Origin of the sequence: Burkholderia sp. Bp8991 (assembly GCF_003853795.1) — a bacterium.
Taxonomy (GTDB): domain Bacteria; phylum Pseudomonadota; class Gammaproteobacteria; order Burkholderiales; family Burkholderiaceae; genus Burkholderia.
This window is the reverse complement of record NZ_QTQJ01000001.1, coordinates 43,002-56,384: the sequence shown is the minus strand read 5'-3', so window position 1 is coordinate 56,384 and position 13,383 is coordinate 43,002. Positions and strand designations below refer to the sequence as shown.

At 67.4% G+C, this 13,383-nt stretch carries 12 protein-coding genes and 1 other RNA gene; 5 read left to right on the top strand and 8 right to left on the bottom strand.

What is annotated here, in order from left to right:
• Positions 1–2 precede the first annotated feature (2 nt).
• The 4 genes from DIE02_RS00265 (at position 3) to lipA (ending at position 4,149) form a co-directional block, all read left to right on the top strand.
• Positions 3–986, top strand: a complete 984-nt coding sequence (locus tag DIE02_RS00265; RefSeq protein WP_044847260.1) for a thiamine pyrophosphate-dependent dehydrogenase E1 component subunit alpha — start codon at positions 3–5, stop codon at positions 984–986.
• A gap of 70 nt (positions 987–1,056) precedes the next feature.
• Positions 1,057–2,061, top strand: a complete 1,005-nt coding sequence (locus DIE02_RS00260) for an alpha-ketoacid dehydrogenase subunit beta (protein WP_044847261.1) — start codon at positions 1,057–1,059, stop codon at positions 2,059–2,061.
• A gap of 4 nt (positions 2,062–2,065) precedes the next feature.
• Positions 2,066–3,181 carry an acetoin dehydrogenase dihydrolipoyllysine-residue acetyltransferase subunit gene (locus DIE02_RS00255; protein ID WP_124486288.1) on the top strand — a complete coding sequence of 372 codons (1,116 nt, stop codon included), beginning with the start codon at positions 2,066–2,068 and terminating at the stop codon, positions 3,179–3,181.
• A 2-nt stretch (positions 3,182–3,183) separates the two neighbouring features.
• Positions 3,184–4,149, top strand: coding sequence for a lipoyl synthase (gene lipA, locus DIE02_RS00250; protein WP_124486289.1), 966 nt, complete (start codon positions 3,184–3,186; stop codon positions 4,147–4,149).
• A gap of 15 nt (positions 4,150–4,164) precedes the next feature.
• Here lipA and DIE02_RS00245 read toward each other — a convergent pair whose 3' ends face one another.
• The 8 genes from DIE02_RS00245 to trxA form a co-directional block, all read right to left on the bottom strand.
• Entirely contained in the window at positions 4,165–5,529 is a 1,365-nt protein-coding gene (locus tag DIE02_RS00245; RefSeq protein WP_124486290.1) for an MATE family efflux transporter, read from the bottom strand.
• Positions 5,530–5,531: 2 nt separating this feature from the next.
• Positions 5,532–7,289 carry a glycosyltransferase family 39 protein gene (locus DIE02_RS00240; protein ID WP_124486291.1) on the bottom strand — a complete coding sequence of 586 codons (1,758 nt, stop codon included), beginning with the start codon at positions 7,287–7,289 and terminating at the stop codon, positions 5,532–5,534.
• 223 nt (positions 7,290–7,512) lie between these two features.
• Entirely contained in the window at positions 7,513–7,773 is a 261-nt protein-coding gene (locus tag DIE02_RS00230) for a type B 50S ribosomal protein L31 (RefSeq protein ID WP_044847266.1), read from the bottom strand.
• Between the two features lie 161 nt (positions 7,774–7,934).
• Positions 7,935–8,765 (bottom strand): zinc-dependent peptidase, encoded by an 831-nt coding sequence (locus DIE02_RS00225; RefSeq protein ID WP_124486293.1) that lies wholly within the window; start codon positions 8,763–8,765, stop codon positions 7,935–7,937.
• Positions 8,766–8,803: 38 nt separating this feature from the next.
• The gene (locus DIE02_RS00220) at positions 8,804–10,360 is read right to left on the bottom strand and encodes an MFS transporter (protein WP_124486294.1); all 1,557 of its coding nucleotides are present in this window, start codon (positions 10,358–10,360) and stop codon (positions 8,804–8,806) included.
• A complete protein-coding gene (locus DIE02_RS00215; protein WP_124486295.1) occupies positions 10,357–10,857 on the bottom strand; it encodes a MerR family transcriptional regulator in 501 nt (166 codons plus the stop codon). Before DIE02_RS00215 ends, DIE02_RS00220 begins: the two co-directional genes overlap by 4 nt.
• 133 nt (positions 10,858–10,990) lie before the next feature.
• Positions 10,991–12,253 (bottom strand): transcription termination factor Rho, encoded by a 1,263-nt coding sequence (gene rho, locus DIE02_RS00210; protein ID WP_006478662.1) that lies wholly within the window; start codon positions 12,251–12,253, stop codon positions 10,991–10,993.
• A gap of 195 nt (positions 12,254–12,448) precedes the next feature.
• Positions 12,449–12,775 (bottom strand): thioredoxin TrxA, encoded by a 327-nt coding sequence (gene trxA / locus DIE02_RS00205; protein ID WP_006402348.1) that lies wholly within the window; start codon positions 12,773–12,775, stop codon positions 12,449–12,451.
• A 415-nt stretch (positions 12,776–13,190) separates the two neighbouring features.
• Between trxA and ffs the strand changes: the two genes are divergently transcribed.
• Positions 13,191–13,289, top strand: an RNA gene (gene ffs / locus DIE02_RS00200) — signal recognition particle sRNA small type.
• Positions 13,290–13,383: the final 94 nt, after the last annotated feature.

Here is a 13,383-nt window from a genome sequence, read left to right as displayed (position 1 = left end):
ACATGACCGTTTCGACACAGCTCAGCAGGGACACGCTGCTGGACGCCTACCGGCTGATGCGCACGATCCGCGAATTCGAGGAGCGCCTGCACGTCGAGTTCGCGACCGGCGAAATCCCCGGCTTCGTTCACCTGTACGCGGGCGAGGAGGCTTCCGCGGTCGGCACGATGCTGCATCTCGGACTTGCGGACTACGTCGCCACCACGCACCGCGGGCACGGCCACTGCATCGCGAAAGGCGTTGACGTGCACGGGATGATGGCCGAGATCTACGGCAAGAAAACGGGCGTCTGCCACGGCAAGGGCGGCTCGATGCACATCGCCGACCTGGCGATGGGGATGCTCGGCGCGAACGGGATCGTCGGCGCGGGCGGCCCGCTCGTGTGCGGCGCGGCGCTCGCGGCCAAGCACAAGAAGACCGGCGGCGTCGGCGTGTGCTTCTTCGGCGACGGCGCGTCGAACCAGGGCGTGATCTTCGAATCGATGAACCTCGCGTCGGTGTGGCGCCTGCCGGCGATCTTCGTGGCCGAGAACAACGGCTATGCGGAAGCGACGTCGTCGAGCTGGTCGGTCGCGACGGACAACATCGCGGACCGCGCGAACGGCTTCGGGATGCCGGGCGTGATCGTCGACGGCTTCGACTTCTTCGCGGTGCACGAGGCGCTCGGCGAGGCCGTCGCGCGCGCGCGCAACGGCGGCGGCCCGACGCTCGTCGAGGTGAAGTTCACGCGCTACTTCGGCCATTTCGAAGGCGATGCGCAGACCTACCGCGCGCCGGGCGAAGTGCAGAAGCTGCGCGACGAGAAGGACTGCCTGAAGCATTTCGAAGCGCGCGTCGTGCGTGCCGAGGTGCTGACGACCGACGATCTGCGCGCGGTCGATGCGCAGGTGAAGGCGCTGATCGACGATGCGGTCGCGCAGGCGAAGGCCGCGCCGCTGCCCGACGCGGCCGACCTGCTGACCGACGTGTACGTGTCGTACCCGTGAGCGCGCTCTGACACAGCTGCCGGCGGCCGGCGCAGCCGGCACGGCGAACCGAATATCCCAGGAGACAGACATGGCAAGGAAGATCACTTATTCGCAGGCGATCAACGAGGCGCTCGCGCAGGAAATGGCGCGCGACGACAGCGTGATCGTGATGGGCGAGGACAACGCGGGCGGCGCGGGTGCGCCGGGCGAGGACGACGCATGGGGCGGCGTGCTCGGCGTGACGAAGGGGCTGTTTCACAAGTTTCCGGGCCGCGTGCTCGATACGCCGCTGTCGGAAGGCGGCTACATCGGCGCGGCGGTCGGCGCGGCCGCATGCGGGATGCGGCCCGTCGCGGAGCTGATGTTCATCGATTTCATGGGCGTGTGCTTCGACCAGATCTTCAACCAGGCCGCGAAATTCCGCTATATGTTCGGCGGCAAGGCCGTGACGCCGGTCGTGATCCGCGCGATGTACGGCGCGGGCCTGCGCGCGGCCGCGCAGCATTCGCAGATGCTCACGTCGCTGTTTACGCACATTCCGGGGCTGAAGGTCGTGTGCCCGTCGACGCCTTACGACGCGAAGGGGCTGCTGATCCAGTCGATCCGCGACAACGATCCCGTGATCTTCCTCGAACACAAGCTGCTCTACACGCGCGAAGGCGATGTACCTGAGGAATCCTATGCGATTCCGTTCGGCGAGGCGAACGTCGTGCGCGAAGGCGACGACGCGACGATCGTCACGTACGGCCGGATGGTGCATCTCGCGACCGACGCGGCCGCGAAGCTCGCGAAGGACGGCATTCACGTCGACGTGATCGACCTGCGTACGACGTCGCCGCTCGACGAGGAAACGATCCTTGAAAGCGCGGCGCGCACCGGGCGCGTGGTGGTGGTCGATGAAGCGAACCCGCGCTGCTCGATCGCGACCGACATCGCCGCGCTCGTCGCACAGCGCGCGTTCCGGACGCTCAAGGCGCCGATCGAGCTCGTCACCGCGCCGCATACGCCCGCGCCGTTCGCCGGCGTGCTGGAAGACCTTTACATCCCGTCCGCCGACGCGATCGCGCAGGCGGTACTCAAGACCAGGAGCTGACACGATGTCGATTCACATGATCACGATGCCCAAGTGGGGGCTGTCGATGGAGCAGGGGCAGGTCAACGGCTGGCTGAAGGCGATCGGCGAGCGCGTGACGAAGGGCGACGAAGTGCTCGACGTCGAGACCGACAAGATCTCGTCGGGCGTCGAGTGCGCGTTCGACGGCACGCTGCGCCGGCAGGTCGCGCAGGAGGGCGAGACGCTGCCCGTCGGCGCGCTGCTCGGCGTGGTGGCCGCGGCCGAGGCGAGCGATGCCGACATCGACGCGGCGATCGCCGAATTCCAGCGCGATTTCGTGCCGGCCGCGGCCGCCGACGATGCGGCCGGCCCGCAGCCCGAGAAGGCGCAGATCGGCGGACGCACGGTCCGGTTCCTGAAGCTCGGCGACGGCTCGGGCACGCCCGCCGTGCTGATCCACGGCTTCGGCGGCGACCTCAACAACTGGCTGTTCAACCACGCGGAGCTCGCCGCGCACCGGCCCGTCTGGGCGCTCGATCTGCCGGGGCATGGCGAGTCGGGCAAGGCAGTCGACACCGGCAGCCTCGACGAACTGGCCGATGCGGTGCTCGCGCTGCTCGATGCGCAGCACATCGAGCGCGCGCACCTGATCGGCCATTCGATGGGCGGCGCGGTGGCGATGACGTTGGCCGACAGCGCGCCGGAGCGCGTCGCATCGCTGACGCTGATCGCGAGTGCTGGGCTCGGCGCCGACATCAACCGCGATTACATCGACGGCTTCGTCGCCGGCAACAGCCGCAACACGCTGAAGCCGCACCTCGGCGCGCTGTTCGCGGACCACGCGCTCGTCACGCGGCAACTGGTCGAGGATCTCGTCAAGTACAAGCGGCTCGAAGGCGTGCAGGCCGCGCTGGAGAAGATCGCGAGCGCCGCGTTCGACGGTGCGGCCCAGCGGCGCGTGTTCCGCGACCGCGTCGGGTCGCTCGCGCCGCGCACGCTCGTGATCTGGGGCGAGCGCGACCAGGTGATTCCGGCGCGGCACGCGCAGGGCTTGCCGGACGGCGTGCGTGCCGAGGTGATCGCCGGCAGCGGCCACATGGTGCAGATGGAGGCGGCTGCCGACGTGAACCGCCTGATCGTCGCGTTCCTCGGAGACTGACGATGACCGCCGCGCTCGAACGACCCAGCCTCACCGCGCTCGGCCAGCCGGGCGCGCGCAGCCGCGACAAGCTCGCGCGCATTCCGGTGCGCGTCGAGCCCGCGGGCGGCGCGGCGCTGCCGAAGCCGCCGTGGCTGCGGGCGCGGCCGATGATGAGCGGGGCGGTCGCCGACATGGCGGCCGTGCTGCGCGAGCATCGGCTGCATTCCGTCTGCGAGGAGGCGATGTGCCCGAACATCGGCGAATGCTTCGCGCAGCGCACCGCGACCTTCATGATCATGGGCGGGCTGTGCACGCGGCGCTGCCCGTTCTGTGACGTCGCGCACGGCCGTCCCGAGCCGCTCGATGCCGACGAGCCCGCGCGGCTCGCGGCCGCGGTCGCGGCGCTCGGGCTGCGCTACGTCGTGATCACGTCGGTCGATCGCGACGACCTGCGCGACGGCGGCGCCGCGCATTTCGCCGCCTGCATCGCGGCGGTGCGCGCGAGCGTGCCGGGCATCGGCGTCGAGGTGCTGACGCCCGATTTCCGCGGCCGCGTCGCGCGTGCGCTCGATGCGTTGTCGTCGGCGTGGCCGGACGTGTTCAATCACAACATCGAGACGGTGCCGTCGCTGTATCGGGCGGCGCGGCCGGGCGCCGACTATCGCGGCTCGCTCGAACTGCTCGCGCACGCGAAGGCCGCGCGGCCGACGCTCGTGACGAAATCGGGCTTGATGCTCGGGCTCGGCGAGTGCGACGACGAGGTGCGGGACACGCTGCGCGACCTGCGCGCGCATGAGGTCGACGTGCTGACGCTCGGCCAGTATCTCGCGCCGTCCGCGCACCATCTGCCGGTGCGACGCTACGTGAGCCCCGAGGCGTTCGCCGCGTGGCGCGACGAGGGGCTGGCGCTCGGTTTCAGGGAAGTCGTTGCCGGACCGCTCGTGCGGTCCTCGTACCACGCGGCCGACGTGCTGGAGGACGCGTAGGCCGCACGCCGTGCGTCATGCGCCGTATGCGCCGACGGCCGGTTGCGCGCGGCTGACGTGGCGCAGGTAGAGCGCGAGGCCCGCGCCCGCCAGCATCAGGCTGATCGTGTTCGCGAACCAGAAGCCGCGCGCGCCGGTCAGCCAGGCGGGGGCGAGGCCGCCGACGTCGAAGCCGAGCACGTAGCCGCCGCCAAGTCCGACGCCCCACAGCGCGACCGCATAGATCACGGTCGGCACGACCGCGACCTTGTACGCGCGCAGCACGAAGGCGGACGTGATCTGCAGCGCGTCGAAGAAGTGGTAGCAGGTGACGATCGCGACCAGCGGCAGCGCGGCGGCGGCCACGGCCGGATTCGGCGTGTAGCCGCTGACGATCAGCGGACGCAGCGTGAACACGAGCACGCCGTACGCGGCCGCGATCCCGCACGCGAGCATCACGCTGTGCCGGCCGAGCAGCCGCGCCTCGTCCGGGCGGCCGGCACCGAGCGCGCGGGCCACCAGCGTCGACGCCGCGACCCCGATCGACAGCGGCGTCATGTACAGCACCGCGCCGATGTTGCCGGCGATCTGGTGGCCGGCGAGCGTCGTCGTGCCGAACTGCGCGATGAAGAGCGCCATGCACGTGTACGACGTGACCTCGATCAGGTACGACAGGCCCATCGGCACGCCGAGCTTCAGGATCGCCTTCTGGCGCGCCCAGACGGGCCAGCAAAAGCGCGAGAAGATCGAAAGCGGCGAGAACACGTCGAGCTTCGCGAGCAGCATGAAGCCGATCAGCGCGAGCGCCCAGTTGATCAGCGTACTGGCGAGCCCGCAACCGGGGCCGCCGAGGGCCGGCACGCCGAGCCCGCCGAAGATGAACCACACGTTGAGCGGAAACTTGAGCAGCAGCGCGCCGACCTGCAGGATCATCGCGAGGCGCGGCTTGCCGGCCGCGTTGGTCAGCGCGTTGTAGATCCGGAACACGAGGCTCGCCGGCAGGCCGTACGACAGGATTCGCAGGTAATCGACCGTGCGGTCGTGCAACGCGGGCGGCGCGTGGGCGATGTGCAGCAGCGGTTCGGGAAAATGCAGCAGCAGGAAGCCGGGCACCGCGAGCATCAGCGCGAGCCACAGCGCCTGGCGGACTTCCTCGCCGATCTCGGCGTAGCGCCGCGCGCCGTACAGCTGCCCGGTGATCGGCTGCAGCGCGGACAGGATGCCCGTCAACCCGATGTAGACCGACACGTAGATCGACGAACCGAGCCCGAGCGCGGCGAGGTCGATGGCAGAGTAGCGGCCGACCATCGCCGTGTCGATCACGCCGAACGCGATGATCGCGAGCTGGCCGACGAGCACCGGCCACGCGAGGCCGACGATCCGGCGGATGTCGGCGAACATCGTCAATCGACCGCCCGGTGGCGTGGGCCACGGCGCTTGACGGGCGCCGCCGGCCGCTCGATGCGCTCGTACAGGCGGAAGCGCTCGTCGCGGTCGGCCACGCGGCGGCCTTCCCATACGAGACGCCACACGTATTGCGACATCGCGCTCGGCTCGCCGAAGTCGGCGCGGTCCTGGCGCAGGATCACGTCGCAGTCGCCCGAGAATTCGAAGTGCATGTCGCCGAAATACGCGAAGGTCGCGATCTGCGCATCGCCGAGCCGCACGGGCGAGATGCACTCATAGTCTTTCGGCAGGTGCGACGCGATCTGTTGCGCGACGTCGCTGTAGGTCCGGCCGTAGTTGACGATCGGCAGCCACAGCGTCATCAGCAGCACCCACATCAGCGTGGTGCCCGCACCCGACAGCACGACGCTGCGCCACAGCACCTTCGGCTGGCGCGAGACGCGCCAGCGCGCGAGCAGGCACCAGCACACGGTGACGATCACCGCGCAGACGAACGACAGGATCTTGAAGTGCGGTTCGTAGCCCGGCACGAGGCGCGCGAGGTTGCGCGCGAGCGGATGCGGGAAGCCGGTGAGCGACGCGAGCCACACGAGCCACACGAAGGTGCCGAGGATCGTGAAGCTCAGCACCGCGAACCAGTCGAACGCGTTGATCGCGCCGCGCTTGAGGGTCGGCAGCGCGAAGGTGGCGAGCACCGCGAGCGGCGGCAGCAACAGCATGTACATGCGGTTCGACTGCTGGCTCTGCAGGATCACGAGCGCGACGAGCGGTACCACGACCGACAGTGGAATCGCGATGTGCGCGCGGCGCCGCATGCCGGCCCAGCTCCACCAGGCCCAGATCGCGAGCGGCCACGCGGGCCACGTGAACAGCGGAAGGTTCTTCGCCGCATAGGCGAGCACCGCGGTCGGCGGGCCCGAGAAGCGCATCAGGCTGCCGTGGATCCACTGGTTGAAGAACCACGCGGCGTCGTCCGGCGCTGCCTGAAAGGCGGCGAGCGGCCACAGCGCGAAGATCGCGGCCGCGAGCGGCAGGCCGATCAGCGGCAGGCGCAGGTTGCGCATCTCCGGCGTGACGAGCCACAGCGCGGCCGTGCCGGCGAGCAGCGCGACGACCAGCACCGGGTTGCCGGACAGTGCGACCAGGCCGATCGCGGCGCCCCACCACAGCGCACCTTGCAGCGGCTTGTCGATGCCGCGCACGATGCCGTACACGAACATCGCGATCCACGCGAACTGCGCGAGTTGCGGCGTCGTTTCGTGGCCGCGCTCCGCGAGCCCGAAGCATGCGACGAGGACCAGCAGCGCGCCGTCGGCGAGCGTGCGGCCGTAGTCGCGCGGCTCCGGCTCGCCGCCGAATGCGTACTTGAACGGCTGGACCTCCGCACGCCGGCCGAGCAGATAGGCCGCGTACCAGACGAACGCGCACGCGACGCAGAACAGGACGCCCGTGTCGACGCGCGACGCGTTGCTCGCGTCGACCCACGGCGCCAGCGCGCGGATCGACAGCGCGCCGAGCCAGTAGGCGAGCGGCCCGTCGGTCGTGATGAACTTGCCGACGAGATTCGGCAGCAGCCAGTCGTGCCAGCCGCCGGTGGCCATCGTCCACATCACGCCGAAGCCCGCCGCGTCCTCGTTCTTCCACGGGTCGCGGCCGAACAGGCCGAACGCCGCGTAGACGAGGCAGAGCGTGAGCAGCAGCCAGCGCGGCAGCGCGCGCGTGGCGGAGGCGGTGAGGCGAACGACAGGCTTCATGCAGATGAGCGATTTGTTATGGGCGGGCGGCCGGTGCGGTCATGCGCCGACGGTGCGGATTCGAGCATCCGGCATTGTAGACGCGCCGGCCGTTGCGCGTCAGACGATTGCCCGGCCCCGGCCGCCGTGCGGCGTTTCCCGGCGAGCGGCGACAAAAAAGGGCAGCCTGGGCTGCCCTTTCGTGCGGTACCGGTGCATTGCAACCACCGGAACGGTGCGAAGCTTACTTCGCCTTGCCGTTGGCGCGAACGCCGAACTTGTTCTTGAACTTCTCGACACGGCCTGCCGTGTCCATGATCTTTTGTTGACCCGTGTAGAACGAGTGCGATTCCGACGACACTTCGATCTTGGCGAGCGGGTAGGTCTTGCCTTCGTGTTCGATGGTTTCACGCGTCTGGATCGTCGAGCGCGTGATGAACTTGAAGCCGTTCGACATGTCTTGGAAGACGACTTCGCGGTAGTCCGGGTGAATGCCAGGTTTCATGATGTTCCTTGGTGAGAGCGGTAGCCAACCCGCCGCTTGCCGTGCCGGACCGCACACATTTGCGCGATTTCAGCCGACGTCAAGCCCGGCGCGAGCCACTTGCCTAAGGTCGAAAAACGGCGATTATGCCAGAAAATCAGACGGTTGACGAATAATTTTCATCACGCGTCGAGGGCGCCCGTGTGGGCCGGATCCTGCCGGTAATAGCGGGCGAGCAGCCGGTAGAGCTCCGGAAATTCGGACTCGAACGCGCGCGGTCGCACGAACAGCGCCTCGCTGCACACCGCGAAGAACTCCGACGGGTGATCGGCCGCATAGGGATCGATCAGCGAGTCGCGCTCGAAGCGCGCCCACGCGCGATCCGGCACCGCATCGACGCGCGCGCAGAACTGGTCGTACGCGTGCTCGAACACGTCGGCCCACGCCTGCGCGTCGAGGTGCGGCGCGTGCCAGCGGCGAAAGAGGGGCGGATAGCCGTCGGCCTCGCCGTTGACCATGTCGATCTTGTGCGCGAACTCGTGGATCACGACGTTGTACGCGTCGCGGCCGTCCGTCATCTGCGCGTCTTCCCACGACAGGATCACCGGCCCGCCTTCCCACGCTTCGCCGCTCGCGTCCTGCTCGACTTCATGGACGACGCCGTCCTCGTCCTGCACGGTCTTGCGGATCACGAATTCGCCCGGATACACGACGACGCCGACCCAGCCGTCGTACAACGACAGATCGAGATTCAGCACGGGCAGGCACGCCTGCGCGGCGATCGCGACGATCATCTCGTCGGTCAGCTCGAGCCCGTGCGCGGTCGAAAACGATTTCTTCGCGATGAACAGGCTCGTCAGCTCGCGCAGGCGGCCCAGGTCGCCGGGCGTCAGCGCATCGAGGAACGGCAGGCGTGCGACGGTGTCCTGCCACAGCGCATCGGGAATCGGGTGGCTGCGCAGCGCGCGGTCGCGGCGGCGGTCGTCGAACCAGCGGGTCAGTTTCGAGAGCATGGAAGCAGCGCGGGGAAATCCAAAGCCTGTCTTTTAACTCAATCGATCTCTTTTTGCCATGCCGCGAACAGGCCGCCGACCAGCGCGACACCCGCGAGGAAATAGAAACCGTCGAGCGACGCGAGGAACGACGCCTGTTGCGCGACCATCCGCGCGATCGATGCGATCGCGAGCACGTGCGCCTCGTTCAGCGCATGGCCGGCGGCCGCATAACCGCGCGTGAGGGCGTCGACGGTCTGCTGGAACAGCGGATCGAACACGTTCGCGCGCTCGACGAGCCGCGTCTGGTGCAGGGCCAGCCGATGTTGCTCGACGATGATCACCGACGACGTCGCGAACGAGATCGTCAATTGCCGCACGATGTTCTTCAGCCGGTAGCCGTGCGTGTATTCGTCGATCGCGAATATGCGGAACGTCAGGTTCGCGACGGGCAGCACGATGAACAGCAGCAACAGCCCGCGCAGCAGCAGCGGGACGATCAGCGCGGCCTCGCCGACCTGGGGCGTCATCCGCGTCATCCACAGCGCGGCCGTGACCGCGATCGCGAACCCCGGCACGACGAACCACTTCTTGTGCGTGACGCGCTTCGCATGGCGCAGGTAGGCGAACAGAGCGGTGGCCGAGATCAGCGACATCGTGCCGACCAGGCGCCCGGCGTTCTCGACCGGATAGCCGAGCCCGCCTTCGAGCAGGCGGGACGTCAGGTAGCTGAAGCCCGTCGACTCGTAGTAATAGAACATGTACAGCAGCAGCCCGACTTGGAACGTGCGCTCGCGAAACGCGTGCAGCCGCACGAGCGGCGTCGGATGGTTCCACTGGTGATGGGCGAACCACGCGAGCGCGCCGAGGCCGGCGATCGTCAGCAGGATCAGCATCGGCGAGCCGCTGTAGAGCTGGTAGTGCACCTGCTGCAGCACGATCTGCAGCGCGCCTTGCGCGAGCGCGAACACGACGTATGGCCAGAAATGCCCGGAGCCGCGTTCGTCGTCGGGCGTCCTGCCGGAGTCGGGGAGCGTGAGCAGCGCGAGGATCGCGAACGCGATGCCCGCGGGCGCGGTGCAGGCGAACAGCGCGCGCCACGTCGAATGCGCGACGAGCAGCCCGCCGGCGATCGGCGCGAGCGCGCTGCCGAGCAGGATCATGATCAGGAACGCGCGCGTGGCGGGCGGCCGCTCCTGCGGCTTGAAGCTGACCTGGATCAGGATCCGGCAGGCACCCATCATCGGGCCGATGAAATAGCCCTGGAAGCCGCGCGCGAACGCGAGTTCGAGCGACGTGTCGGCGAGCGCGGCCGCGATCGCGCCGAACGAGAACATCAGCATGCAGCTGGCGACGTAGCGGCGATGCCCGAGCCGGTCGACCCACCATTGCTGCTGCAGGATGCCGAGCACGGCCGTGACCGCATACGCGCTCGACGACCACACGAGTTCGTCGGGCGATGCGTTGACGCCGCCCGCGATGTAGCTCGCGAAGAACGAGAAGGCCGCGTTGTCGAAATAGTCGATGCCGGTGACGAGCGCGAGCGCCCACGGGAACAGGTCCGCGCGCAGGTTCGCGCGGCTCCATAGCGGCGAGCGACCCGGCGCGACGTTCATTCCCGGTCCTTGCGCGTACGCCGCGCGCCGGCCTCGGCCTGCCGTTGCGCGATCAGCGCGTCGGGGTTTTCGCCGGCGAGGCGCCGTTCGACGTAGTCGATGTCGTGCTGCAGTTCCTTGCGCAGCGCGACCGCTTCCTTCAACTCGCGCTGGACGGCCGCGATCCGCTGGTCGAGCGTGTCGATCTGTTCGGCGAGCCCCGAGCGGATCTCGCGCAACGATGCGTCCGAATAGCGGCGCCGACCATCGCCCGTTTCTTCCAGCGGGCGCTTGAGCATCTCGGTGATGCCGTGCAGCGAAAAGCCGAGCGCGCGCAGCCGCAGGATGCGGGCGAAGCGTTCGAGATCGGCTTCGTCGTACAGGCGATAGCGGCCGCCGCTGCGCGACGGCGTGACGAGTCCGCGCTCTTCGTAGTACTTCAGCGTGCGCGGCGTGACGCCGAGCCGCGACGCGGCGTCGCTCACGGTCAGCAACGAGGGGGAGGCGTCGTTCGGCATCGGGATGGCAGGGGCTTCGGTCGGGACGATGGCGCGATTATAGATCAACCTGTACGTTCACGTACAGGTTGGCGCGAAAAAACGGCCGCCGGGCGAAACGCGCGGGCGGCCGTTCGGTGCGGGGCGAGGGCGATCAGCCGCCGCGGCGCATCAGGTCGAAGAACTCGGAATTGCTCTTCGTCTGGCGGATCTTGTCGAGCAGGAACTCCATCGCCTCGACTTCGTCCATGTCGTGGATGAACTTGCGCAGCACCCAGATCTTTTGCAGGATCTCGGGCTTGATCAGCATTTCTTCGCGGCGCGTGCCCGACTTGTTCAGGTTGATCGACGGATAGACGCGCTTTTCCGCGAGACGGCGCTCGAGGTGCACTTCCATGTTGCCGGTGCCCTTGAACTCTTCGTAGATCACGTCGTCCATGCGGCTGCCGGTCTCGATCAGCGCGGTGCCGATGATCGTCAGCGAGCCGCCTTCCTCGATGTTGCGCGCGGCACCGAAGAAGCGCTTCGGACGCTGCAGCGCGTTCGCGTCGACACCGCCCGTCAGCACCTTGCCCGACGCCGGGATCACGGTGTTGTAGGCGCGGGCGAGACGCGTGATCGAGTCGAGCAGGATCACGACGTCGTGCTTCATTTCGACGAGGCGCTTGGCCTTCTCGATCACCATTTCGGCGACCTGCACGTGACGCGTGGCCGGTTCGTCGAAGGTCGATGCGATCACTTCGCCGGCGACCGAGCGCTGCATTTCGGTCACTTCTTCGGGGCGCTCGTCGATCAGCAGCACGAACAGGATGACGTCCGGATGGTTCTGCTTGATCGCGTGTGCGATGTGCTGGAGCATCACGGTCTTGCCCGACTTCGGCGACGCGACGAGCAGGCCGCGCTGGCCCTTGCCGATCGGCGCGATCATGTCGATGATGCGGCCCGTGACGTTTTCTTCGCCGCGCATTTCGCGTTCGAGCGACAGCGGCTTGTTCGGGTGCAGCGGCGTGAGGTTCTCGAACATGATCTTGTGTTTCGAGGCCTCGGGCGGCTGCCCGTTGACTTTGTCGACCTTCACCAGCGCGAAGTAGCGCTCGCCGTCCTTCGGCGTGCGGACTTCACCTTCGATGGTGTCGCCGGTGTGCAGGTTGAAGCGGCGGATCTGCGACGGGCTGATGTAGATGTCGTCGGTGCTCGCGAGGTACGACATTTCCGGCGAGCGCAGGAAGCCGAAGCCGTCCGGCAGCACTTCGAGCGTACCGTCGCCGAAGATCGTCTCTCCCGTCTTGGCGCGCTTTTTGAGAATGGCGAACATCAGCTCCTGCTTGCGCAGGCGGTTCGCGTTTTCGATCTCCAGGCCATTGGCCATTTCGATCAGTTCGGACACGTGCAGAGACTTGAGCTCGGATAAATGCATACGGAGAACCCGCCAGGGAGGAGAAGCGACGAAAAGAAATAAGGGAGGAGGGGCGAGCGGAGGCGCTCTGAGACTTAATGCGTCTTGTAGACGTTTTTTGATTCTAGCATACGCCGATTCGCGCCTGAGCGGCCGATCGGCGGCTTGACGGGGGACGTGTTGTCGGTTGACAACACGTCCGCGGAACGGCCGGTATTACAGGTGGCTGTCCAGGAATGCGGTGAGTTGCGACTTCGACAGCGCACCGACCTTCTGTGCGGCCGCCGCGCCGTTCTTGAACAGGATCAGCGTCGGGATGCCGCGCACGCCGAACTTCGCAGGCGTTGCCTGGTTGTCGTCGACGTTGATCTTCGCGATCTGCAGCTTGTCGCCGTAGTCCTTCGCGACTTCGTCGAGGATCGGGGCGATCATCTTGCACGGGCCGCACCATTCGGCCCAGAAGTCGACGAGCACGGGCTTGTCGGATTTGACGACGTCCTGTTCGAACGATGCGTCGCTGATGTGTTTGATCTGTTCGCTCATTGGGTCAATACCTCTTACGGTTCGGGGACTGCCTGCTTGGCGCGTTGCGGCGCTCCGGCGGCCTGTCGGCTGCCGGCCGCTGCGGCAGGTCACTCCGCTCCCCGGAAGGAGGGGCGTAAGCGCTGCTTGGCGCGGCTCGCGGGTCGTTCGGGCGTCATATTAGCCTAAATTGCTATCTGCTGCGGGCGGCGATAGTAGCCGCTACGCGAGTAGGGGTACGACGCGCCGTTCGACCGTTGTGATCCGAACGTGGAGGCCGCCTCGCAAAATACAAGAGTCACGGTCTCCATCGCGGAATCTGTCCGGCTGTTCGCGCTGGATCGACAAGCCCGTACGCGCGCCGGTTCGCTCGATCGTGCGCATTGTTGCGAACAAACGGTCGCATTTGGCCGGAAGCGGTGATAGAATATGCCGTGACGGGCCTCCTCGCATGGTGGGGCGGTGAACCTGGTCAGGTCGGGAACGAAGCAGCCACAATCGTTTTCTGCCAGTGCCGAGGGTCGGGCTCGTCACCTTTCCTCTCGCCCCGTTCGCCGGGCGTTTTTTATTTCTGCGTCATTCTCCGTTTTACCTGCGTCTTGCTCGTTTTCGGCACCGTTTCGCGTGTC

What these genes read in the sequence shown, in the direction of transcription:
- DIE02_RS00265 (WP_044847260.1), top strand. Translation starts at nt 3, where the DNA reads ATGACCGTTTCGACACAGCTCAGCAGGGACACGCTGCTGGACGCCTAC.
- DIE02_RS00260 (WP_044847261.1), top strand. Translation starts at nt 1,057, where the DNA reads ATGGCAAGGAAGATCACTTATTCGCAGGCGATCAACGAGGCGCTCGCG.
- DIE02_RS00255 (WP_124486288.1), top strand. Translation starts at nt 2,066, where the DNA reads ATGTCGATTCACATGATCACGATGCCCAAGTGGGGGCTGTCGATGGAG.
- lipA (WP_124486289.1), top strand. Translation starts at nt 3,184, where the DNA reads ATGACCGCCGCGCTCGAACGACCCAGCCTCACCGCGCTCGGCCAGCCG.
- DIE02_RS00245 (WP_124486290.1), bottom strand. Translation starts at nt 5,529, where the DNA reads ATGTTCGCCGACATCCGCCGGATCGTCGGCCTCGCGTGGCCGGTGCTC.
- DIE02_RS00240 (WP_124486291.1), bottom strand. Translation starts at nt 7,289, where the DNA reads ATGAAGCCTGTCGTTCGCCTCACCGCCTCCGCCACGCGCGCGCTGCCG.
- DIE02_RS00230 (WP_044847266.1), bottom strand. Translation starts at nt 7,773, where the DNA reads ATGAAACCTGGCATTCACCCGGACTACCGCGAAGTCGTCTTCCAAGAC.
- DIE02_RS00225 (WP_124486293.1), bottom strand. Translation starts at nt 8,765, where the DNA reads ATGCTCTCGAAACTGACCCGCTGGTTCGACGACCGCCGCCGCGACCGC.
- DIE02_RS00220 (WP_124486294.1), bottom strand. Translation starts at nt 10,360, where the DNA reads ATGAACGTCGCGCCGGGTCGCTCGCCGCTATGGAGCCGCGCGAACCTG.
- DIE02_RS00215 (WP_124486295.1), bottom strand. Translation starts at nt 10,857, where the DNA reads ATGCCGAACGACGCCTCCCCCTCGTTGCTGACCGTGAGCGACGCCGCG.
- rho (WP_006478662.1), bottom strand. Translation starts at nt 12,253, where the DNA reads ATGCATTTATCCGAGCTCAAGTCTCTGCACGTGTCCGAACTGATCGAA.
- trxA (WP_006402348.1), bottom strand. Translation starts at nt 12,775, where the DNA reads ATGAGCGAACAGATCAAACACATCAGCGACGCATCGTTCGAACAGGAC.